A 22,316-nucleotide genomic window follows, 5' to 3' on the forward strand; every position below is an offset into this window, starting at 1 on the left:
AAATTAATTTTTTGTTGCGGTAGGCAGATTCCAGCAAAAGCGGGTTGCTAAAAGGCGGATCAGAACCACAGAGCAGGCGCCGATCAGCATGGCGATGTCGCCATTTATACAGCTCATAAGCGTTGCATATATGACCGCCCCTGCAATGGAAGCACAGGCATAAATATGTTTTCTGAGTACATAAGGAGTTTGTCCGGCCATAATGTCCCGCAGAATGCCGCCGCCCACTCCTGTGATGACGCCTAAAAAGATGATGAGGAAATGGTAATCCCCATAGCCGGACAGCACCGCCGTATCAATTCCCACTACAGTAAAGGCACCAAGTCCGATGGCATCAAATATGTTCATGACCTTTTCATAGGTTTCTATGGAACGCCCGGCCAGGATCTTCTGGTTTTGCCTTACGATGATAAATAAAAGCATAACCGTTATAAAGGCCAGCAATACATAGATGGGGTCCTTAAAAAGGGCAGGAGGTACATTTCCTATGATAATATCCCTTAACATACCGCCTCCCACGGCGGTGGTAACACCAAGTACAATAACACCAAGAAGATCCAGCCGTTTTTTTATGGCAACCATGGCTCCGGAAGATGCAAATGCGATGGTTCCGATGGCTTCTACAAAGAAAAACAGGGAAAGTTCAATTTTCATGGATAACCTCCGATACATTCCTCTAAAGGAAATTAAGGCAAGTATAAGATTTAGAGGGGAGTTTGTCAATATATGACGGAGCCGGAAACACAGGGATGATCACTATGCTTAAAAATTTACTTGCTTTTTTAAATAAAATTATATATTATATTGAAAAGTTCTAACATGAATGATTGGAGAATTTTGTAAGGAAGGAAAGGGGATGAAGCAGGCTTAGAAAGCCCAATGGGAGGAGAGCAGTGGAACTCGATGACCTGATTTCAGAAAGAGGTGTTGCATGATGAACCAGAAAGAATTTTTGAAAAATGTGGAAGAGTGGTCTGATATCTGTTTGAATGATGAGAAGATTGACCTGGAAGCCTATGAGAAATTTGAGGTAAAACGGGGACTTAGAGATAAAAGCGGAGCCGGTGTTGTGGCAGGCTTAACCAAGGTATCAAAGATTTTATCAAACAAGATCGAAGACGGACAAAAGGTCCCATGTGAAGGCCAGCTGTTTTACCGGGGATATAACATTCATGATCTGGTAAACGGCGTTGTGAGAGAAGCGCGTTTTGGTTTTGAGGAAATCGCCTATCTCCTTCTTTTTGGAGATCTGCCGGACAAGAGCCAGTTGGAACGGTTTACCAAGACCTTAGGCTACAGCCGGACCCTGCCCACCAACTTTGTCAGAGATGTTGTCATGAAAGCGCCCAGCCAGGATATGATGTCCTGTCTTGCAAGAAGCATCCTGACTTTGGCCTCTTATGATGAAAAGGCCAGCGACATATCCGTTCCCAATGTGCTTCGTCAGAGCCTGATGCTTATCAGCGTTATGCCCATGCTGGCGGTTTACGGATACCATGCATTCAACCACTATGACAGAGGAGAAAGCATGTATATCCACAGGCCGGATGAAAACCTGTCCACGGCAGAAAATATCTTAAGGCTTTTAAGGCCGGACATGAAGTACTCCAAGGTGGAAGCCCATGTTCTCGACCTGGCACTGATCCTTCATATGGAGCATGGTGGCGGAAACAACTCTACCTTTACGACCCACGTGGTCACTTCCTCCGGTACGGACACATACAGCGTGGTTGCGGCTGCCCTTGCTTCTTTAAAGGGGCCCAAGCATGGCGGCGCCAACATTAAGGTCGTGGAGATGATGGATGACTTGCGAAAGGAAGTCCGGGACTGGAATGATGAGGAGGAAGTGGAGAATTACTTAAGAAAGCTTCTTCATAAGGAAGCCTTTGACAAGAAAGGGCTTATTTACGGTATGGGACATGCTGTTTATTCCAAATCCGATCCCCGTGCAGAAATATTCAAAGGCTTTGTGAAGCAGTTATCAGAGGAAAAGGGGCGTCTGGAGGATTTTAACCTCTATTCCATGATCGAGCGCCTGGCGCCTCAGGTAATTGCGGATGAAAGAAAGATTTACAAGGGCGTAAGCGCCAACGTGGACTTTTACAGCGGTTTTGTGTACAGCATGCTGGATATTCCCAATGAATTGTTCACCCCAATCTTTGCCATTGCAAGGATCGTGGGCTGGAGCGCCCACCGGATCGAAGAGCTGATCAACATGGATAAGATCATCCGTCCGGCCTACATCAGCGTGATGCAGGAAGAAGATTATATGCCCCTGGGAGACAGATAGGAAGCCAGGGAGCCGGTACAAAATGATAAAGGTCATTGGGTTTCAGAAAGGCGGTGTTCTATATGGAGCAGAAAGGACTGCTCACAAAGTTCGTATCAGGCGGGGGCTGAGCGGCCAAATTAGGGCCGGGAGCTCTTTCAAATATTATCGGCGATTTACCGAAGCTGTCAGATCCTGCATTGATCGTCGGATTTGATACGGCGGATGATGCCTGTGTCTATCAGATCAGTGAGGATATGGCAATCATACAGACGGCGGACTTTTTTCCGCCCATGGTGGATGATCCTTATTTATTCGGCAAAATTGCGGCTGCCAACGCCTTTTCAGATGTCTATGCCATGGGAGGGGTACCTAAGTTAGCCTTAAATCTCCTTTGCGTAAACCCCTGTCTGGGAGATGAGGTGGTAAAGGAAATCCTGCGGGGAGGATCAGATCAGGCTATAAAGGCAGGATGCATCATAACCGGGGGTCATACCATTGAGGACAAGGTTCCCAAATACGGGTTAAGCGTTACGGGATTCGTCCATCCGGGAAAGGTGCGGAAGAATGTGGGAGCAAAACCTGGTGATGTGCTGGTTCTGACCAAGCCTATTGGTTCAGGGATCCTCTTAACCGCCCTGAAAGCGGAATTTATAGAACCAAAGGACTGTGAGATCATGTTTGAGAGCATGGCCGCATTGAATCAGGAGGCAGGGGCAGCCATGGAGGGACTTTCCATTCACGCATGCACCGATATCACAGGCTTTGGACTTCTGGGCCACCTCTACGAAATGGCGGCAGGCAGTGAAGTTACCATATCTGTTTTTGCAGATAAACTTCCCCTGTTTCCTTTGGCAGAGGAAATGGCACTTACCGGGCTGGTGCCTGCCGGCGCTTACCGGAATTTTGATTATATCAAATCATTTGTTAAAATTATGCCAGATGTGGAACAGGCATTGATTGATATTGCTTCTGATGCCCAAACCTCAGGAGGTCTGTGTATTTCCCTGCCTGAAGAAGAGGCCGGCTTCCTATTAAAAAGGCTTGAGGCTGCCGGGACCATGGGATATATCATAGGACTTGTCAAGGATGAAGCAGATAAAAAAATTGAATTAATGAATATGCAAAAACACAAGTGATTTTAAGCTTGTGTTTTTTTTATTATAAAAATTAATCTAAAAATGTTTTTGATAATTCCGTATTTTATAAGTTTTCACCTATAAATTTTTCTGACCTATAAAAAAATGAAATAAAGGGTATTGATAATATAAAAAACACTTTCTTGATATGAAAGGAAAAAATGGTATAATATAAAAGTAGATTGTAGACAATCTACAATCTGAATATTTATGGAAGCAGACAGGTAACTGGTGTGCCTACCGGTCTTCAAAACCGTGTTGCGGCTAATCGTCGTGGGTGGGTTCGATTCCCATATGCTTCCGCCAAAAATAATTTCCATTAACATAAATTGCGACCATATTGTTAAAAATTTATCAAACATGGGATCTGGGTGAGGGATGAATGGACAGCATAATTGTAGGAACGGCAGGGCATATTGACCATGGAAAAACGGCATTGGTAAAAGCTCTCACAGGCCATGATACGGACACCCTGGCAGAGGAAAAGAAAAGAGGGATTTCCATTAATCTTGGATTTACCGGTTTTCAGCTTCCCAATGGGCGTACTCTTGGCATTGTTGATGTTCCGGGGCATGAAAGATTTATTAAGAACATGCTGGCCGGAGCCACAGGCATTGACGCCGCTCTCATCATCATTGCGGCAAATGAGGGCATCATGCCTCAGACCAGGGAACATATGGACATTCTCAGTTACCTGGGAATACAAAAATTTTTAATCGTGCTCACAAAAATCGACCTGGTGGATGAGGAATTTAAAGAACTGGTGATCGAAGATATCCAATCCTTTATAAAGGGGACCTTTTTAGAAGGGAGCAAGATCGTTGAGGTGGATTCTGTCAGCAGAAAGGGTTTTAACGACTTGATAAGGGAGCTTGAGATCCTGACATCCAATATCCGGGAGCGGAGCTTTACGAAGAAACCCCGGATGAACATTGACCGGGTTTTTTCTGTTAAAGGGTATGGAACCGTAGTCACCGGAACCCTGATGGAAGGGGTATTAAAGGCTGAGGATGAATTGGTGGTTTATCCTCAGGGTATTGTGACCAAGGTAAGGAACCTTCAGGTTCATGAACATAATGTAGAATCAGCCTATGCGGGGCAGCGGACGGCCATCAACTTATCCAATGTTGCAGTGGATGAATTAAAGAGAGGAAATACGGTTGCAACAAAGGACGGCGTGTTCGTAACAGACAGGATCGATGTAAAGTTTTCCATCGTAAAGACGGCAAAGCTTGAAATGGGAAGGTTTTATAAGTTAAAGCTCTATGTGGGAGCTGCGGAGGAAGTGGCCAGGTTTGTGCCAATCACCCATAAAAAGGTAAAGGCAGGGGATGATGGTTATGGTCAGATTCTTCTGGATCATGAAATAGCCGTTTTAAAGGGCGACCGTTTTGTGCTCAGAACCATTTCTCCGGTTACAACCATTGGCGGAGGGGTCATTATCGATCCAAAGGCCGGGAAATATAAAAATAATCCTGAGGAACGGCTAAAGTCCCTTCAAATGAAGGACTCGGCATCTACCAAGGAGATCATAGAAGAATATATTAAAAATAATCCATTTTCCACCCATGATCAGATCGCTGCCTTTTTAAATAAGGATATTAAGGAAGAGGAATTAAAGGAGCTGGAAGCGGATGAAACCATACTATTCATAGAAAAGCAGTACATACATGCAGAGTACCTGATGCATTACAGATATATGGTGGAGGACATTTTAAACGATTATCATAAGAAGAACCGGCTGCGGAGAGGAATTCCAAAGGCGGAACTTCTGGAAAAGCTGGATTTATCCCATAAAAAGCAATGTGAAACCATGCTGAAATATCTGGCAGGGAAAAATCTGGTGAGGCTGGAGCAGAATCTGGTTTCTTGTTATGACTTTGAGCCTGCGCTTACGGAAGGCCAAAAGAAAGTAAAGGCTGAATTGGCTGAAAAGATTCTGGAAAGCGGTTATACATTTCTTACGGCCGGAGAACTTACGGAAAACGCCAGGGAAAAGCAGCAGGTGCTTGAATTCATGCTGCAGGACGGCTTTATGGTCCTCCCCGGACAGTATATTTTGGCGGAAGACCAGTATAAAAAGGCAAAGGAAAGGGCAGAAAGGCTTTTTCATGAAAACAGTGTGTTAAAGCTTCCGGACTTCAGGGATTCCATTGGAACCAGCAGGAAGTTTGCCTTAATGCTTCTGGAGCGGTTTGACCAGGAGAAGTTTACCAGACGCCAGGGAGATGACAGGGTATTAAATACTAAAAAATAAATGGAGGTGCGCCTTGAAGATTTACGATGTTGTAATAATAGGTGGGGGGCCTGCCGGATTGTCCGCAGGACTTTATGCAGGAAGAGCCAGGCTGAATGCCCTGCTGATCGAGAAGGAAAAGGATGGGGGACAGATCGTCATTACTTCAGAGATCGAGAATTATCCGGGATGCCTTCCCGAGGAATCAGGCAGTTCTCTGGTGCAGAGGATGACAAAGCAGGTGGAGAAATTCGGGATCGACCGGACTGCCGACTGCATTCAGGAAGTGGATTTTTCAGGAGATATCAAGGTATTAAAAGGAAAAGAAAAAGAATACCATGCAAAAACCGTGATCATTGCCACAGGAGCTTTTCCAAAGCCCATCGGCTGTCCCGGGGAAAAGGAATTGATCGGAAAAGGGGTATCTTACTGTGCTACTTGTGATGGAAACTTTTTCGAGGATTTTGAGATCTATGTGGTCGGCGGGGGAGATACAGCCGTTGAAGAGGCCCTTTACTTAACGAAATTTGGCCGGAAGGTGACCATAATCCACAGAAGAGATGAGCTTCGGGCCGCTAAATCCATTCAGGAAAAGGCTTTTGAAAATCCTAAAATCGGTTTTATGTGGGATTCCGTGGTAAAGGAAATAAACGGAGACGGAATGGTCCAGAGTATGTCCGTGGAAAACGTAAAGACAGGAGAAGTGACGGAGGTGGCTGCCGATGAGGAGGACGGTACCTTCGGAATCTTCGGATTTATCGGATACCTGCCTCAGTCCAAGTGCTTTGAGGGCATTCTGGATATGGAATACGGCTATATCAAAACAAATGAAAACATGGAAACCAATATACCAGGTGTTTTTGCTGCCGGAGATATCAGGGTGAAGAGCTTAAGACAGGTTGTCACCGCATGTGCGGATGGGGCTATCGCAGCCGTTATGGCTGAGAAATATATAGAAAATTAAAGGAGGAGATTAAGATGCTGGTTGTAGATAAGGATACCTTTGTACCAGAAGTGCTGGAAGCGGAAGGGGTGGTATTTGTAGACTTTTTCGGTGACGGGTGTGAGCCATGCAAGGCTCTGCTTCCTCATGTGGAGAAATTTGCCGAGGAGTACAGTGATAAGATCAAATTCACAAAGCTGAATACCACAAAGGCCAGAAGGCTCGCCATATCCCAGAAGATCCTGGGGCTTCCGGTCATGGCGATCTATAGAAACGGTGAAAAGGTGGAAGAACTGGTAAAAGACGATGCAACGCCTGACAGAATCGAAGAAATGATAAAAAAATATGCATTGTCCTCACCGGTTTAAGATTTTTGAAAATCATTTGGAACATAGCGTGGAACACATGATGTTTTCAGTCTGCAAAGCGGAGCAATCTGCCTTGGGGACACACGTTATAATATAAAAAAAGGAGGTAATAAAATGCTGAAAGACAAGAAAGTCATCATTATTGGTGACAGAGACGGCATTCCTGGTCCGGCAATTGAACAATGTATTAAAACAGCCGGAGCGGAAGTAGTATTTTCGTCAACAGAATGCTTTGTCTGAACGGCTGCGGGTGCTATGGACCTGGAGAATCAAAAGAGGGTAAAAACTTTGGCGGAGCAGTACGGCCCTGAAAACATTATCGTTGTTTTAGGAGCTGCAGAAGGTGAGGCCGCAGGCCTTGCTGCTGAAACTGTTACGGCAGGAGACCCTACTTATGCAGGACCATTGGCAGGAGTCCAGTTGGGACTAAAAGTATACCATGCTTGTGAGCCGGAAATCAAAAATGAAGTGGACAGCGATGTCTATGACGAGCAGATCAGTATGATGGAAATGGTATTGGATGTTGATGATATCCGAAAAGAAATGTCAACAATAAGGGACGAGCATTGTAAATATTAACATTCATCCCTTCACAGATCAATTCTTGTGAAATGGTGACCCAGTTTTTCCGTTTGAATAAAAATGGTATATTGGCACCGCATTTTGCAGGAATTGATTTATTATTAGGACCTAATATGAGGTGCAGGGGTGAAAACATTTTTCAACCTTGAATTTGAAAATCAAATGAACAGGGCTTCCTGTCAATTTGATTCAGTAGGAGGCAAAATATGTACAGCGTCTTAAAAGGGGCAAGCTACATCCTTGCCCATACGCCGGATATGGTAATTCATAATGGCACAACACAGACGACCCAGAGAACCATTGATCCGAATTCGGAATATTTAAAAAATCTGGATAAAAGTCTGCGTTCTTATGAAGAGTGTAAGGCATATCTGCCGAACCAGACTTACATAGGAAATGTTACGCCTGATGAACTGGCCGGTTATGCGCAGCCATGGTATCAGCAGAAATCCGATTACGATCAGAGAGAAGGCAGGTTTGGAGAAATTATGCCTGAGGATGAATTCATCGGTCTGATCGCAATCTGCGATGTGTTTGATCTTGTAAAACTGGAAGTTCAGTTTGCTGATTCCGTAAAGAAAAAATTAGAATCTCACAGCCTTATTGATCCATCGCTTTTAAAAGTCTTTGATAAAAGCTTTGAATTATCAGAAATCAACCATTTGATCGCAGACGAACACGGGGAGCCTTTGTATTACCAGGGAACTACTGTCGGCTGCATCAAAGCAGCACATGATATTGACCATTCCCTTTCGGCCCACGTCATTTTTGAAAATCTCGTTTCAAAAGCTTCCTGTGTTTTATCGTTACTGCATTTGATGGATAAGAATGATATCAAAAAGGAAGAAATTGAATATGTGATTGAGTGTTCGGAAGAAGCGTGCGGTGATATGAACCAGAGAGGCGGAGGAAACTTTGCAAAGGCAGCGGCTGAAATCGCAGGTCTTACCAATGCCACAGGCTCTGATGTAAGGGGCTTTTGTGCAGGTCCGGCCCACGCCCTGATCCATGCGGCGGCTTTGGTAAAAGCGGGAACCTTTAAACATGTGATCGTTGCTGCCGGAGGCTCTACCGCAAAGCTTGGAATGAATGGAAAAGATCACGTAAACAAGGGGATGCCCATTCTGGAAGACTGTGTGGCCGGCTTTGCCGTGCTCATCAGTGCCAACGACGGCATCAGCCCGGAGATCAATACGGATATTGTGGGCAGGCATACGGTGGGAACCGGATCCTCTCCTCAGAATGTCATTTCTTCTTTGACAGCGTCGGCTCTTGAAAGAGCAGGGCTGAAACTGACAGATATTGATAAGTATTCCGTGGAAATGCAGAATCCGGATATTACCAAGCCTGCAGGTGCCGGCAACGTGCCGGAGGCAAATTATAAAATGATAGGGGCTCTTGCCGCCATGCGCAAAGAGATTGAAAAATCCCAGCTGGCAGATTTCGTATCAAAGCACGGCATGGTGGGCTGGGCGCCTACTCAGGGACATATCCCCTCAGCGGTTCCTTACCTTGGTTTCGCCAGACAGGAGCTGATGGATAAGAAAATCACCAAAGCTATGTTTATTGGAAAGGGAAGCCTGTTCCTTGGAAGGATGACCAATCTCTTTGACGGAGTGTCCTTTATCCTGCAGCAGAACAGCGGTGCAGGCCAGGAGGAAACCGTGTCAGAGGAAAGGATCAAAAAGCTGATCGCAGCCGCCTTAAAGGATTTTGCAGAGCATCTTCAGGAAGACGAGGGGTGAGTGTATGTCAGAGGGTAAGATGAAACGTATAATCGCAGAGACCTTTTTGGATATGGCTCACATGCTTGAGACAGGCCAGGCCGGCAAAAAGATGCCTATTGCAGTTACCGCCATGGGCAGTGAGCACGGGGAAGAGGCCATTTATCAGGCAGCCCGTGCAGCGGCTAAAAAAGGGATATCTGTGAAAGTAATCGGAACCAAACCAATGGAAGCGGAAAACCTGGAGGTCATACCGGTTGCCTCGGAAGAAGAGGCCCATAAAAAAATGGATGACATGCTTAAGAACCAGGAAGCTTACGGGGCAGTAACCATGCACTATCCTTTCCCGATCGGAGTCTCTACGGTTGGCCGGGTGATCACGCCAGCGGCCGGCAAACAGATGTATATTGCATCCACAACTGGAACGTCATCCGTGAACCGGGTGGAGAGCATGGTAAAGAATGCCGTATACGGGATCATAGCCGCAAAGGCAAGCGGGGTGGAAAACCCCACTGTAGGTATTTTAAATGTGGATGGAGCCCGTCAGGCAGAGATTGCACTGCAAAAGCTTAAGAAAAATGGATATGATATCCGGTTTGCTCTTTCCCAGAGAGCTGATGGAGGCATTGTCATGAGAGGCAATGACTTACTGACAGGCTCAGCTGATGTAATGGTCATGGATTCTCTCACCGGAAATGTCCTTACAAAGGTGTTTTCCGCCTATACCACAGGAGGCAGCTATGAGTCGGTTGGTTTTGGATACGGTCCGGGAATCGGTGAAGGGTTTGATAAGCTGATCCTCATTGTATCAAGGGCATCGGGAACTCCTCTGGTCACAGGGGCCATTGAATTTGCAAAAGAACTCCTTGACGGCAATTATCAGAAGGTTATGGCAGAGGAGTTTGCAAAGGCAAAGAAGGCAGGCCTTGCTGAGATTCTGGAGGAAATAAAGCCAGGTAAGGATTCAGGGCCGGCAGAAGAAATAAAAGCGCCTCCAAAGGAAGTGGTAACAGAGGAGATCCTTGGAATTGAGATCATGGATCTGGAAGCAGCGGTTTCCTGTTTATGGGCTGCCGGTATTTATGCGGAGAGCGGAATGGGCTGTACAGGGCCTGTGGTTCTCATTGCAGAACACAATCTTAAAAAGGCCAGGGAGATCCTTTCCGGCAATCAGTTTATCGGCTGACCCAGCCGGAGGACAGCTTTGAAGGTTTGAAAAATAATTTGAGAGGTTCGGAAAAATGACAGATAAAAACAGTCTCATGAGGCAGCTGCCTAAAGTGGATGAAATGATGCGTTCCATGGCTTTAGAAGGAATCACTGATGCTCCGGCGGTTTTGATAAAACTTGCCTGTCAAAAGGAAATCCAGCTGGAACGGCAAAAAATATTATCCGGAGAATCCTGTCAGCTCTCAAAGGATGAGTTAATCAGACGGATCAAGGCTGAAATCGAAAGGCAGAACCAGCCCCATCTGAGAAGGGTGGTCAACGGGACCGGCATCGTGCTTCATACCAATCTGGGGAGAGCAAGGCTTTCTCAGACGGTTTCAGAAAGCATGAAGGAAATCAGCGGATCTTACTCCAACCTGGAGTATCATCTGGAAACGGGGGAAAGAGGCTCCAGGTACGACCATGTGGAGCAGCTTCTTACCTTTTTGACCGGAGCAGAGGCAGCCCTTGTTGTCAACAACAATGCGGCAGCCGTGTATCTGGTGCTGAATTCCATGGCAAAGGGAAAAGAGGTCATCGTTTCAAGGGGAGAGCTGGTGGAGATAGGCGGAGCATTCCGGGTTCCTGAAATTATGACAGCCAGCGGATGCAGGCTTACAGAGGTGGGAACCACCAACAAGACCCATGAAAGAGATTATGAAGATAACATCAGTGAGAATACCGGAGCATTATTAAAGGTCCACACCAGCAATTATAAGATCATCGGCTTTACAGAGGAGGTTTCTCTGGAACAGATGAAGGCGGTGGGGGAAAGGCACGGGCTTCCGGTGATATACGATCTGGGATCAGGGCTGCTGGCCGACTTAAAAGCGTATGGGATCGGTGATGAACCAACGGTCAAAGACTGTCTGGAACAAAGGGCCGATATCGTATGCTTCAGCGGAGATAAGCTACTTGGCGGACCTCAGGCCGGCATTATAGTAGGCAAAGCCTGTTATATCAACCAGATGAAGAAAAATCATCTGCTCCGGGCACTGAGGATTGATAAGCTGACCTTAAACGCCCTGGAATTAACTCTCAGGCAGTATTTGTCCCCGGAAACGGCAATGGAACAGATCCCTACCCTGAAAATGATCACAGAGCCTTTGGAACGTTTAAGGGAAAAAGCAGAGCATTTACACAGTCTTCTGGTGAAACAGCCGGGGGTACAGGTTGAGGTGTTGGAAACAGAAGGGCAGATCGGCGGAGGAACCATGCCGGGTGTTAATCTTGCATCTTATGCAGTGGGAATAAGCGTGGAACGGGTATCTGCAGATATGCTGGAAAGCATGCTTCGAAATAATTCCGTTCCCATTATAGCAAGGATCTGGAAAAACAAGGTGCTGCTTGATGTAAGGACCATGAGTGAAGAAGACCTTTTGGAGGCGGCGGATTTTTTTAACCGCTTGACCAAGACGGTAATTCAGTATTAATTTGAAAGGAGATATGGAATGAAGCTGGAATTGGGAAATTTTTATGTCAAAGATATTTGCTTCGGCGATCAGACTTCCTTAAAAGACGGACTTCTTACAGTGAATAAAGAAGAAGCTCTTGCAGTAATAAAAGAAGACGAACATATCACGGAAGCAGAACTCTATATTGTATCGCCTGGGGATCATGTCAGGCTTGTTCCTGTAAAAGAGGCCATTGAGCCCCGCTACCGCGTAGGGGGAGGCCCGGTATTTCCGGGAGTGACCGGCGAACTGTTGCAGGCAGGAAACGGAACCACCTATGCACTGAAGGATATGAGCGTTCTGGTGGTAGGAAAACACTACGGCGGTTTCCAGGATGGGCTGATCGATATGAGCGGAGAAGGAGCCAAATACACCTACTTCTCACAGTTAAAAAATCTGGTATTGGTTGCTGATTCAGATGAGGTTTTTGAGCAGAAGGAACAGCAGAAAAAGAACAGGGCTTTAAGATGGGCAGGTATGCGCCTTGCCGAATACATCGGAGCTGCAGCAAAGGATTTGACTCCGGATGAGGTAGAGACCTTTGAGCTGGAGCCGGTTACAAAAAGAAGCGAGGAAGTAAACAAGCTTCCAAGCGTGGTACTGGTGCTTCAGCCTCAGTCTCAGATGGAAGAAGGCGGCTATAATGACTTAAATTACGGCTGGGATACCAACCGGATGCTTCCCACCTTCATGCATCCCAATGAGGTGCTTGATGGTGCAATGATCAGCGGATCCTTTATGCCATGCTCTTCCAAGTGGGCTACCTATGATTTCCAGAACCTTCCCATGATCCGAAGGCTTTATAAGGAGCATGGAAAGACCATTAATTTCCTTGGAGTGATCATGTCCAACTTAAATGTGGCCCTGGATCAGAAGGAAAGAGCCGCCTTATTCGTGGCACAGATGGCAAAGAGCCTGGGAGCGGATTCCGCCATTGTTGCGGAAGAAGGATACGGCAATCCGGATGCAGATTTTACAGCTTGTATCGTTGCCCTGGAAAATGCAGGCGTGAAAACCGTAGGACTTACAAACGAGTGCACGGGAAGAGACGGTGCCAGTCAGCCGCTGGTTTCCTTAGATGAGAAAGAGGATGCCATTGTTTCCTGCGGAAACGTATCCACACTCATCAGGCTTCCAAAGATGGAAACGGTCCTTGGAGAGCTAGAGGCCCTTGCAAGGGACGGAATGTCCGGAGGCTGGTCCAATGATGAGATTTTAGGGGCTTCCGTAAAAGAAGACGGTTCTATTATTATGGAAAACAACGCCATGTTCTGCGGGGATCAGGTAGTAGGCTGGTCAACCAAGAGGATGGTAGAATTCTAAAAGGAGGGACGAAATGAAAGGTATTTTATACTTAAATCAGTTTTTTGGGCAGATCGGCGGAGAAGAACTGGCTGATTTCAAACCGGAAATCAGAGAAGGCCTTGTTGGTCCGGCCCTGGCATTGCAGCAGGAATTAGGCAATGATGTTGAAATCACACATACCATTATCTGCGGCGACAACTTTATGGGTTCCAACACAGAGGAAGCCGTAGAAATCATCCTTTCCATGCTGAAGGGAAAAGAGATGGATGTATTTTTTGCAGGACCGGCTTTCCGTGCAGGACGTTACGGATCAGCCTGCGGTCATATCTGCAACGCGGTTAAAAAGGAGTTCGGAGTGCCCGTTCTCACCTCTATGAACGATGAAAACCCTGGGGTTGAAATGTTCAGAAAAGACATGTATGTATTTAAGGGTGGAGCCAGCGCCGCAGCCATGAAAAAGGATGTAAAGGCTATGGCAAAGTTTGCCCTTAAGCTGTTAAAGGGAGAGAAATTACTTCCGGCAGCAGAGGAAGGTTATTTTGGAAGAGGAGTCAGGGATCAGATCTGGCTGGATCCTCCGGTAACGGCAGCTGACCGTGTTATTGATATGCTCCTTAAGAAAGTTCATGGAGAGCCGTATGAGACAGAGCTTGCCATTCCAAAGTCTGACAGGGTGGCAATTGCTCCGGCCATCACTCCGGAAGAACTGAGCAAGCTGGAGGTTGCCCTCATTACTTCTGGAGGAATCGTTCCGGTAGGAAATCCGGACCGCATTCAGTCAGCCTCAGCAACCAAGTGGGGGAAATATGACATTTCCCAAACCGATGACCTTGTGAAGGGTGAATATATGACCATTCACGCTGGGTTTGATCCGGCAGCAGCCAACAACGACTCTGACGTAATCGTTCCCTTAGATGCCATGAGGCGGTATCAGAAAGAAGGAAAGATCGGCGGAGTATACAAATACTTCTTCTCCACCGTTGGTACTGGAACGACCCAGGCCGAAGCTGCGAGAATGGGAAAAGAAATCGCAAGAGAACTGAAAAAGGATGGAATCAGAGCTGCAATTCTGACCTCCACATGAGGGACCTGTACACGTTGCGGTGCAACGATGACAAGAGAAATTGAAAGAGAAGGCATCACCATCGTTCAGATGGCGAACCTGATTCCTGTAGCTAAAACAGTTGGAGTGAACAGACTTGTTCCCACCATATCCATACCATATCCCCTTGGAGATCCTGCCACACCGAAGGAAGAGCAGTTCAAGCTTCGTTATCACAGAGTGGGAGTTGCTCTGGATGCGTTGACAACGGATATAAAAGAACCTTATCTCTTTAAAGTTAAAATTTAAATTTCATTATAACAGAGTCTGAAGGCCGGCGTAAATCATTACCTTCCCCTAAACGCCGCAGGCCGTCAGCGTAAAATACATGATTAAACGTTATTCTGAAAGAAGAATTTTTACATGACAGGATAAATTTTTATCCTGTCATGCAAAAATCGGATTGCAAAAAAACAGCAAACGATTATATTTTAAAGAGGAGGGTATTACATGAAGAAGAATCAGGTTTTTTACATATCGTTTCTTATTACCATGGCAATTGTTGCATTTGGTCTGATAGCTCCACAGCCATTTGCAAAGGCCACAACAGCGGCAAATGATTTTCTTGTCAATAATTTTGGCTGGTTTTACTTGATTTCCATGTTTGTATTTGTTGCATTTTCTTTGATTATTGCATTCAGCAAATACGGAAATATTAAACTGGGGCCGGATGATTCCGTTCCGGAATTCAGCAACCGGTCATGGTTTGCCATGCTTTTTGGGGCAGGAATGGGAATTGGGTTGGTTTTCTGGGGCGTTGCGGAACCACTGAATCACTATATGACATTTGGGGCAACAGAAGAAGCAGCAAACTTTGCAATGAAAAAATCCTTTATGCACTGGGGATTTCATCCCTGGGCAGCCTATGCGATCATCGGTATGGCACTGGGGTATTTCCAGTTCAGGAAAAATGCTCCCGGCCTGATCAGCAGCATCTTTCTTCCCATACTGGGTGAAAAGGGAGTCAGAGGACCGATTGGAAAGCTGATCGATATTTGTGCGGTTTTTGCTACGGTAGCCGGAATCGCAACTTCCCTTGGACAGGGAACCATGCAGATCAATTCCGGACTGAATTTCCTGTTCCATGTTCCAACAACACGTTTGGTTCAGATCGTTATTATCATTATTCTGATGGTCATCTATACCTGGACAGCTGTAAGCGGAATTGACAAAGGCATTAAGCTCCTGTCTGACATTAACCTTGTACTGGCAATTGCTATTCTGGCCGGTGCCTTTCTTGTAGGTCCCAAGCTTCTGACTTTAAATGTTTTCACAAACTCCATCGGCAGTTATGTGAATGACTTTGTAAAGGACAGCTTTGCCATAAATCCTTTCGGAGATAAATCATGGCTTGGTTCATGGACTATTTTCTACTGGGCATGGTGGATCGCATGGGGCCCCTTTGTAGGTACATTTATCGCCAGAATTTCAAAGGGAAGGACCATCCGGGAATTTGTTTTCGGAGTAATACTGGCTCCATCCTTAGTATCCTTTATCTGGTTCTCCGTTTTCGGAAGCCTTGGCTTAAATCTGGATAAAGGCATTATTTCAAAGGCAATCGAAACAACGGAAACCGCATTGTTTGTGGTCTTCCGCCAGTATCCTCTTGGAAGCATTTTCTCCATCATAGCAATTTGCCTTTTGGGAACATTTTTTATCACATCGGCAAACTCAGGGATCTTTGTTTTATCCATGTTTTCCTCTGAAGGTGACATGGAGCCTGCCAACGGTAAAAAGATATTCTGGGGAGTGATCCAGGCTCTGCTGGCTCTGGTACTGTTAATGACTGGAGGCCTTGGAGCGCTTCAGACATGCTCCATCGTGGCAGCTTTCCCTCTGGCTATTATCATGCTTTTATGCTGTGTGTGCCTGATCAAGGAACTGATGAAGGAAAAGCCCAAAGCTCCTAAAAAAGAATAAAAATTTTTTCTTGTTTGTATGCTAATGAATCAGAGGATATGATTTCATATCCTTTGATTCACAAACTCAAGGCTGAAAGCTGATTTTCTTTCATCCTTACAGCTTAAGGCGCCTGCATTTTTGTTTTTTATAAAACGGCAGGCGCTGTCTGGCTATGTTCATAAGAAAGTAGAGATCATATGGAATTTAAACAGTTAGAAGCATTTGTACAGATTTCCAAGCTTCAAAGTTTTTCAAAAGCCTCCGAATCCTTATTCTTAACTCAGCCGGCACTGAGCAGTCAGATCAATGCGCTGGAAAAAGACATTGGAACCCAGTTGTTTGTCCGTTCCACAAAGAGGGTATTTCCCACTAAGGCAGGGATTGATTTTTATGAGTATGCGCAGAAGATGCTGGCTTTAAGGGATCAATCTCTGTATGAAATGGGCAAGTATTCCAAGGAATGTACAGGAGAAGTCAACATTCTGGCTTCCAGTGTTCCTGCTCAGTATATTTTACCTCAGCTGATCGCTGATTTTAATAAGGAATACCCCAATATTGTCTTTCGTCTGTATCAGAAGGACAGCGGCGGAGTATTTGAAGAGCTGATTAAATATCAGTATGATATCGGATTTGTAGGTACGGAAAGCGAGAATTGCCGTTATACTCTGACCATTTTGTGTAAGGATCAGCTGGTTTTGATACTTCCTAAGGATATGAAGTATGAGGGAAGCCGGGAGGCGTCTGAAGTCATAAAGTTCATCGCGGATAAAAATTTTATTATGAGAGAACAGGGCTCAGGTACCAGAGCAGAAATGGAATCCTTCTTAACCAGGCATGGCATTTCGGAAAAAGAATTAAAAGCGGTTGCATACTTTGGCAATACTCAGGGAATTGTGGAAGCTGTTTCTCAGGGAATGGGCATTTCCTTTGTTTCAAAGGCAGCAGCACAGATTTATACCCGGCTGGATCTGATCAATGTGGTGGAAATTGAATCGGAACTGTTAAGCAGAAATATCTTTTATGTTCAGAAAAAAGACATGATATTAACACCTGCCCAGGAATTATTTATTAACTATGCAAAGAATTGTTATCAGAATATTTAATTGTTCATATGATTTGTCTTCCATCTATAGTATAATATTCTGTTAGATAGAGTTTATATTGAAAGGTGGATATTATGGTCATTGATTCTTACGATAAATTAAGCCATATGATTACATATTCAAAGGCAAATCTAAGTGAAATTGTAGTTTCCTATGTAAAAAATAAGATCCTGACAGGAGAACTGAAAAGTGGAGACCGGTTAGTGGAAACAGATATGTCGGAAGAGCTGCAGATCAGCAGAGCTCCTATAAGAGAGGCTCTAAGAGAACTAAATATGCGGGGGATCCTGACTTTTTCTCCCAAAAAGGGCAGTCAGATCCTTGAAATGGGTTATGAGGATATAATGGAGGTTTTCTCCATCCGGATTCCCCTTGAAATGCAAACCCTTACCATTATTTTTGAAAAATCTCTGCTGGAGGAGCGGGATCTGGATTATCTGGAGGCTTTAAATGAAAACATGATAAAGCCGGAACGTGACAGCGACATTGAAGATAAGGAAAAGACCTTTGTATTAAATACCAGCGATCTGGCTTTTCATAAATTTTTCTGGGAAAAATCAGAAAGCTTCCGAAGGGCTGAAATCCTGGAAAATCAGTATTTTCAACTGCTGATAGCCATGAATCAGGACCTTTCCACCTTGGGTTCCATGAAAGAGAAATTTGCCGAGCATAAAGCGATTATTGAGGCATGCCGAACCGGATCTCTTGAAAAGACCTTATCTGCATTTCAGGCTCATATGGATTCTTATTTAAAGGCGGTTTCAAAGCTTTAAAAGCGAAAGAAAACGGCCTGTACTCTTAATGATCAGTTGATCGGAAGGAGGAATGAATTTGACTGAGAAAATAAAAGTGTGGACAAAGCAGCATGAAAATATACGAAATGATCTGGATCAAAATGGAAGATACCTTGTAAAAAAAGAGTACATCGTCAATAAGATGGAAGAGCATGCTGGGATATATCTGGATACTTACAACTGGCTGTATCATTCTGCCTCTAAATTCATGGAAATACCAAACGATGCGAAATATCCCATATGGGTATCTGTTACAGAAGAATCAAAAATACAAAACAGCGAAGGAAATGTACTTCTGGAAATACTGGTGGATCCTGAGAAACTGTTTATCATGGACCTGGACAAGTGGGGGTATATCGTAAATTATATGTACATTCCAAAAGACCCGGAGGATGCCAGGGAGCATGACGCGCTGTTAAAAAGATACGGCATTGATGACAGCACAGCATACATGTCTCCATTTTATCCCAGCGTGAAAAATAAGATCAGAAAAAGCTGGGACAGGCTTTTTGATGCAGAGATCGAACTGAGCCCTGCCAGGGTAGGAATTATCTGGGAGGTGAAAAAGGAATGGATTGTAAAGATGGATTCATAGAGCTTTATACTGTTCAGCTGAATGAGATTGCAGATTCTATAAAAGGCGGCCATTGCCATTATGTAAAGATGAAATACATTGAGGATAAATATAGAGAAGTAAAGGGCGTTTTTATAAATGCCTACCGGTGGTATGTCCGTCAGGCGGCCGTGATCGTTGAAAAACCGGAACAGGCGGAATCTGCCGTGTGGACGTTTGTTAATGAAAAATATGCGGACCGGCATCCGGGATATACGGTGATGAAGCTTAAGGTGCCGGTGGAGGAGGCCGTATTTTTCCGGATGTCCGACTGGAATAAGGTGTTGAATTTAAGGTACATTGGCAGGACAAAGGAAGAGGAAAATCAGTATACTGAGAAGCTTGAGAAATACGGGATAAAGTATGAAGGGGATGTTTATGAAACTCCCTTTTATCCTCAGTTAAAGGGTGAACTGGCTGCAAGCTGGAACAATTTGTTTCGGTTTGACCGTGTGGTCAAAAGTGAAGGGCTCCCGGAATTTGAAGATATGCAGGCCGGGCTTTGGTGTATAAAAAAAGAGTGGGTGGCCGGCGAAAGCAAATGATGAGAATAATAGACAGTTGTGGGAAAACAGCCCCGCGGTTTGGAGACTTGACATATGCTTCAAATCGTGGGGCCTTCTTTTTGTAAAGTTCAGATATAGTTTGTAAAGCCTTTGCAAAGTCTATTGATTTGTGATTAAGGTAGCCTTATTCTAAAAAGCGAGAAGTGCTTCTACCATTTAAAAACAACAAATCACGCAGGAGCTTTACGCGGAAACAAGGAGGATTGACGTATGAAAGTCAGGAAGAAGTATGCGGCTGCTGTTATTTCGGCTGCTCTTTCCATAACTCTGGCAGGAGGATATGTATTTGCGGCTACGGAACATTTTGCGGATTCCACAACCGATGGAGCATGGGACAGCTGGGTGCAGCAGTGGGCGGACCAGGTAAGTAAGGACTATGAAAAAATCGCACTGACACCGGGTTCTGATGAGACAAAGATGAACTTTGCATGGTATTCCCAAAATGACGGAACCCCTACCCCAAGGATCGAACTGTCTGAACACAGCGATATGAGCCAGCCGGTCACCTTTGAAGGAAGTTCGTCGACCGCGGTTGACGGATATATGAGCAATAAGGTCACTGCCACGTCTCTGGCAGAAAACACCACCTATTATTACCGTTATTATAAAAATGGAGAACCAAGCCAGATCGCTTCCTTCCAGACCCATGGCTTTAACAGTTATTCCATGCTCTACGTTGGAGATCCCCAGATCGGAGCTTCCAAAGGCCAGACCACTTCCAGAGGAGATACCCTTGAGAATAAATCGGACATCAATACGGCGGCCCGCAATGATGCCTTCAGCTGGAACAAAACTTTAAACACGGCAATGGCAGCCAACCCGGATGTCAGCTTTGTCCTGTCGGCAGGGGACCAGATCAATAAGAACGTGGAAGGCAGAGATCCGGGCAATGAGGTAGAGTATGCAGGATTTTTAAATGCAGACTGGATCAAGTCCCTTCCTGTTGCGACCACCATCGGAAACCATGATGCCACCAATGAAAGCTACAGCTTTCACTTTAACAATCCCAATGATACACAGCTGGGAAAGACCGTTGCCGGAGGCGACTATTTTTACAAATATGGTCCGGCCCTCTATGTGATTCTGAATACGAATAACTATAACTGCGCCGAGCATGAACAGGTGATGAAGCAGGCAGTTGCTGCTTATCCCAAGACCCCTTGGAGGATCGTAATGTTCCATCAGGATATTTACGGAAGCGGCCTTGACCACTCCGATTCAGACGGTATTGTGCTTCGGACACAGCTGACTCCTCTGATGGACCGGTATGACGTGGATGTAGTGCTTCAGGGACATGACCATACCTATTCCAGAAGTTATCTGCTGAAATCCGATTCCAGGACCCATTCCAACTATGACTTTTATGACTGGGACAATGTAAAGGATGAGGCAGGAAACGTATTTCCCTACTCCGATGCCGCTTACCAGGCTGAGAATAATTGTTACACCATTGCAAATACCATGCCGGACAGTGTAACCAATGCGGATGGGACCTTGTACATGGAAGCCAATTCCTCTACCGGCAGCAAGTATTATGAACTGATCCCTAATCAGCAGGATTACATTGCGGCCAGAAGCCAGAACTGGAATCCCACCTATTCGGTGATCAAGGTCAACCACAACTCCTTTTCCATTGATACCTATGAAATCGTAAACGGCCAGCCACAAAATATCGATAAAACATTTGAACTGAAAAAGACCAGCGCGGCCAGAAGATAACAAAAGATAACCTTTATGAAATCATACAGAATACAGGGGGAGGCGGTGCAAAGACAGCGTCTCTCCCTATGGAGGTTAAAACAGGAGCATGGAGCAAAACAGAACATTACAGAAACCGGCGCAGTGGCTTTTGGCAGCCGCACTGATGGCTGCATTTGCCATTTTTTTGATCCGGTTTAATCAGGTGGACATTGCCGGCCTGATCGCAACAGAAGGAAGAACCTTTGAGCGGGCAAAGGTCCTGGAGGTTCTCAAGGACAATGTACAGGAAGATGGAAGCAGGGTCGGGCAGCAGGAAGTCCTGATTGAAATGAAATCCGGGCCCATGAAAGGGGAACGGGTGGAGGCCACCAGCAACAATGGGTATCTGTTCGGGGCAGCTTGTAAGCCGGGAATGAACGTTGTGGTGATACAGAGCATTTCCGGGGAGATCTCCATTCACACGGTTTACAGCATGGACAGAGAATGGGCCGTGGTGGGGTTTGTACTGATATTTTTTGCTGTGGTCTGTCTCATTGGAGGAAAAAAAGGGGTGCAGGCCTGTGTCGGGCTTCTGTTTACTTTTATCTGCATTATCTGGCTTTACATTCCCATGATATACAAAGGATATTCTCCTTTTCTGGCGGCAGTTCTGGTGGCCGCAGTCACCACCTTTGCAACCATGTATCTTCTGGGCGGCTGGTCAGGGAAGACGGCATGTGCTGTCCTTGGAACGGTCAGCGGCGTGGTGATAGCAGGAATATCGGCCTATTTATTTGGAGAGGCAGCTCATATATCGGGATACAATGTGTCAAATATTGAATCCCTGATGGTGCTGGAAAATATACGGGGCATCCGGGTGGGAGAGCTGTTGTTTTCCGGCCTGCTGATCTCGGCTCTGGGTGCAGTGATGGATGTGGGGATGTCCATTTCCTCCACTGTTTTTGAGATCCATATCCAGAATCCTAAACTGGATCGGAAGGAGCTGTTCCGATCGGGAATGAATGTGGGACGGGATGCCATGGGAACCATGGTCAATACCCTGATCCTGGCATTTGTAGGGAGCGGAGCCAGCACCTTGCTGTTAAACTATGCCTATGAGCTGCCTTACCTTCAGGTCATTAATTCCAATCATATTGTAATCGAGATCATGCAGGGGATATCAGGCAGTCTGGGCGTGGTGATGACGGTTCCCATTGTGTCCTTTATTGCTTCCTTTATTGCTGCCGCTGGAAAGCGGGAGAAGATGGAAGCAGCAAAATGAGCCTTAAGCTGTCATAGAAAAATGGACAGCATCTCCTATCCTGTG

The 22,316-nt window shown here is 45.5% G+C and carries 18 protein-coding genes, 1 tRNA gene and 1 pseudogene; 19 read left to right on the forward strand and 1 reads right to left on the reverse strand.

The annotated features are described in order from the left end of the window. Nucleotides 1-3: 3 nt before the first annotated feature. Entirely contained in the window at nucleotides 4-654 is a 651-nt protein-coding gene (locus K401_RS0109385) for a trimeric intracellular cation channel family protein (protein WP_024292708.1), read from the reverse strand. A 277-nt stretch (nucleotides 655-931) separates the two neighbouring features. On the opposite strand from K401_RS0109385, the gene K401_RS0109395 reads away from it, so the two are divergent. The 19 genes and pseudogenes from K401_RS0109395 to K401_RS0109490 all read left to right on the forward strand — a co-directional run bounded on the left by K401_RS0109395 (nucleotide 932) and on the right by K401_RS0109490 (nucleotide 22,271). Beyond that, nucleotides 932-2,290 (forward strand): citrate/2-methylcitrate synthase, encoded by a 1,359-nt coding sequence (locus K401_RS0109395; RefSeq protein ID WP_024292709.1) that lies wholly within the window; start codon nucleotides 932-934, stop codon nucleotides 2,288-2,290. A 110-nt stretch (nucleotides 2,291-2,400) separates the two neighbouring features. Beyond that, nucleotides 2,401-3,408 (forward strand): annotated as a pseudogene (selD, locus tag K401_RS0109400) (selenide, water dikinase SelD); the annotation flags it as partial. A 212-nt stretch (nucleotides 3,409-3,620) separates the two neighbouring features. Further along, a tRNA-Sec gene (locus tag K401_RS32805) sits at nucleotides 3,621-3,714 on the forward strand. 76 nt (nucleotides 3,715-3,790) lie between these two features. Then, nucleotides 3,791-5,665 carry a selenocysteine-specific translation elongation factor gene (gene selB, locus K401_RS0109405; protein WP_024292711.1) on the forward strand — a complete coding sequence of 625 codons (1,875 nt, stop codon included), beginning with the start codon at nucleotides 3,791-3,793 and terminating at the stop codon, nucleotides 5,663-5,665. A 13-nt stretch (nucleotides 5,666-5,678) separates the two neighbouring features. Next, a complete protein-coding gene (gene trxB / locus K401_RS0109410) occupies nucleotides 5,679-6,608 on the forward strand; it encodes a thioredoxin-disulfide reductase (RefSeq protein WP_024292712.1) in 930 nt (309 codons plus the stop codon). Between the two features lie 14 nt (nucleotides 6,609-6,622). Continuing rightward, on the forward strand, nucleotides 6,623-6,955 hold the full coding sequence (trxA, locus tag K401_RS0109415) for a thioredoxin TrxA (protein WP_024292713.1): 333 nt from the start codon (nucleotides 6,623-6,625) through the stop codon (nucleotides 6,953-6,955). A gap of 114 nt (nucleotides 6,956-7,069) precedes the next feature. Continuing rightward, nucleotides 7,070-7,534 carry a glycine/sarcosine/betaine reductase complex selenoprotein A gene (grdA, locus tag K401_RS0109425; protein ID WP_084492830.1) on the forward strand — a complete coding sequence of 155 codons (465 nt, stop codon included), beginning with the start codon at nucleotides 7,070-7,072 and terminating at the stop codon, nucleotides 7,532-7,534. A 209-nt stretch (nucleotides 7,535-7,743) separates the two neighbouring features. Continuing rightward, on the forward strand, nucleotides 7,744-9,282 hold the full coding sequence (grdC, locus tag K401_RS0109430; protein WP_024292715.1) for a glycine/sarcosine/betaine reductase complex component C subunit beta: 1,539 nt from the start codon (nucleotides 7,744-7,746) through the stop codon (nucleotides 9,280-9,282). Nucleotides 9,283-9,286: 4 nt separating this feature from the next. Then, on the forward strand, nucleotides 9,287-10,447 hold the full coding sequence (gene grdD, locus K401_RS0109435) for a glycine/sarcosine/betaine reductase complex component C subunit alpha (RefSeq protein WP_024292716.1): 1,161 nt from the start codon (nucleotides 9,287-9,289) through the stop codon (nucleotides 10,445-10,447). A gap of 55 nt (nucleotides 10,448-10,502) precedes the next feature. Next, the gene (selA, locus tag K401_RS0109440; RefSeq protein WP_024292717.1) at nucleotides 10,503-11,903 is read left to right on the forward strand and encodes an L-seryl-tRNA(Sec) selenium transferase; all 1,401 of its coding nucleotides are present in this window, start codon (nucleotides 10,503-10,505) and stop codon (nucleotides 11,901-11,903) included. Between the two features lie 18 nt (nucleotides 11,904-11,921). Further along, entirely contained in the window at nucleotides 11,922-13,247 is a 1,326-nt protein-coding gene (locus tag K401_RS0109445; protein WP_024292718.1) for a glycine/sarcosine/betaine reductase component B subunit, read from the forward strand. Between the two features lie 13 nt (nucleotides 13,248-13,260). Continuing rightward, entirely contained in the window at nucleotides 13,261-14,580 is a 1,320-nt protein-coding gene (grdH, locus tag K401_RS0109450; protein WP_084492831.1) for a betaine reductase selenoprotein B, read from the forward strand. Between the two features lie 201 nt (nucleotides 14,581-14,781). After that, nucleotides 14,782-16,251, forward strand: a complete 1,470-nt coding sequence (locus K401_RS0109460; protein ID WP_024292721.1) for a glycine betaine uptake BCCT transporter — start codon at nucleotides 14,782-14,784, stop codon at nucleotides 16,249-16,251. A 179-nt stretch (nucleotides 16,252-16,430) separates the two neighbouring features. After that, nucleotides 16,431-17,336, forward strand: coding sequence for a selenium metabolism-associated LysR family transcriptional regulator (locus K401_RS0109465; protein ID WP_024292722.1), 906 nt, complete (start codon nucleotides 16,431-16,433; stop codon nucleotides 17,334-17,336). A 74-nt stretch (nucleotides 17,337-17,410) separates the two neighbouring features. Then, a complete protein-coding gene (locus K401_RS0109470) occupies nucleotides 17,411-18,109 on the forward strand; it encodes a GntR family transcriptional regulator (protein WP_024292723.1) in 699 nt (232 codons plus the stop codon). A gap of 58 nt (nucleotides 18,110-18,167) precedes the next feature. Continuing rightward, on the forward strand, nucleotides 18,168-18,725 hold the full coding sequence (locus K401_RS0109475) for a DUF3841 domain-containing protein (RefSeq protein ID WP_024292724.1): 558 nt from the start codon (nucleotides 18,168-18,170) through the stop codon (nucleotides 18,723-18,725). Beyond that, on the forward strand, nucleotides 18,701-19,288 hold the full coding sequence (locus K401_RS0109480) for a DUF3841 domain-containing protein (RefSeq protein ID WP_024292725.1): 588 nt from the start codon (nucleotides 18,701-18,703) through the stop codon (nucleotides 19,286-19,288). The genes K401_RS0109475 and K401_RS0109480 overlap by 25 nt, the downstream gene beginning before the upstream one ends. A 231-nt stretch (nucleotides 19,289-19,519) precedes the next feature. Further along, nucleotides 19,520-21,028 (forward strand): purple acid phosphatase family protein, encoded by a 1,509-nt coding sequence (locus K401_RS0109485; protein WP_024292726.1) that lies wholly within the window; start codon nucleotides 19,520-19,522, stop codon nucleotides 21,026-21,028. 88 nt (nucleotides 21,029-21,116) lie between these two features. Continuing rightward, a complete protein-coding gene (locus tag K401_RS0109490; RefSeq protein WP_024292727.1) occupies nucleotides 21,117-22,271 on the forward strand; it encodes a YibE/F family protein in 1,155 nt (384 codons plus the stop codon). Nucleotides 22,272-22,316 lie beyond the last annotated feature (45 nt).

This window comes from Lacrimispora indolis DSM 755, assembly GCF_000526995.1.
Taxonomy (GTDB): domain Bacteria; phylum Bacillota; class Clostridia; order Lachnospirales; family Lachnospiraceae; genus Lacrimispora; species Lacrimispora indolis.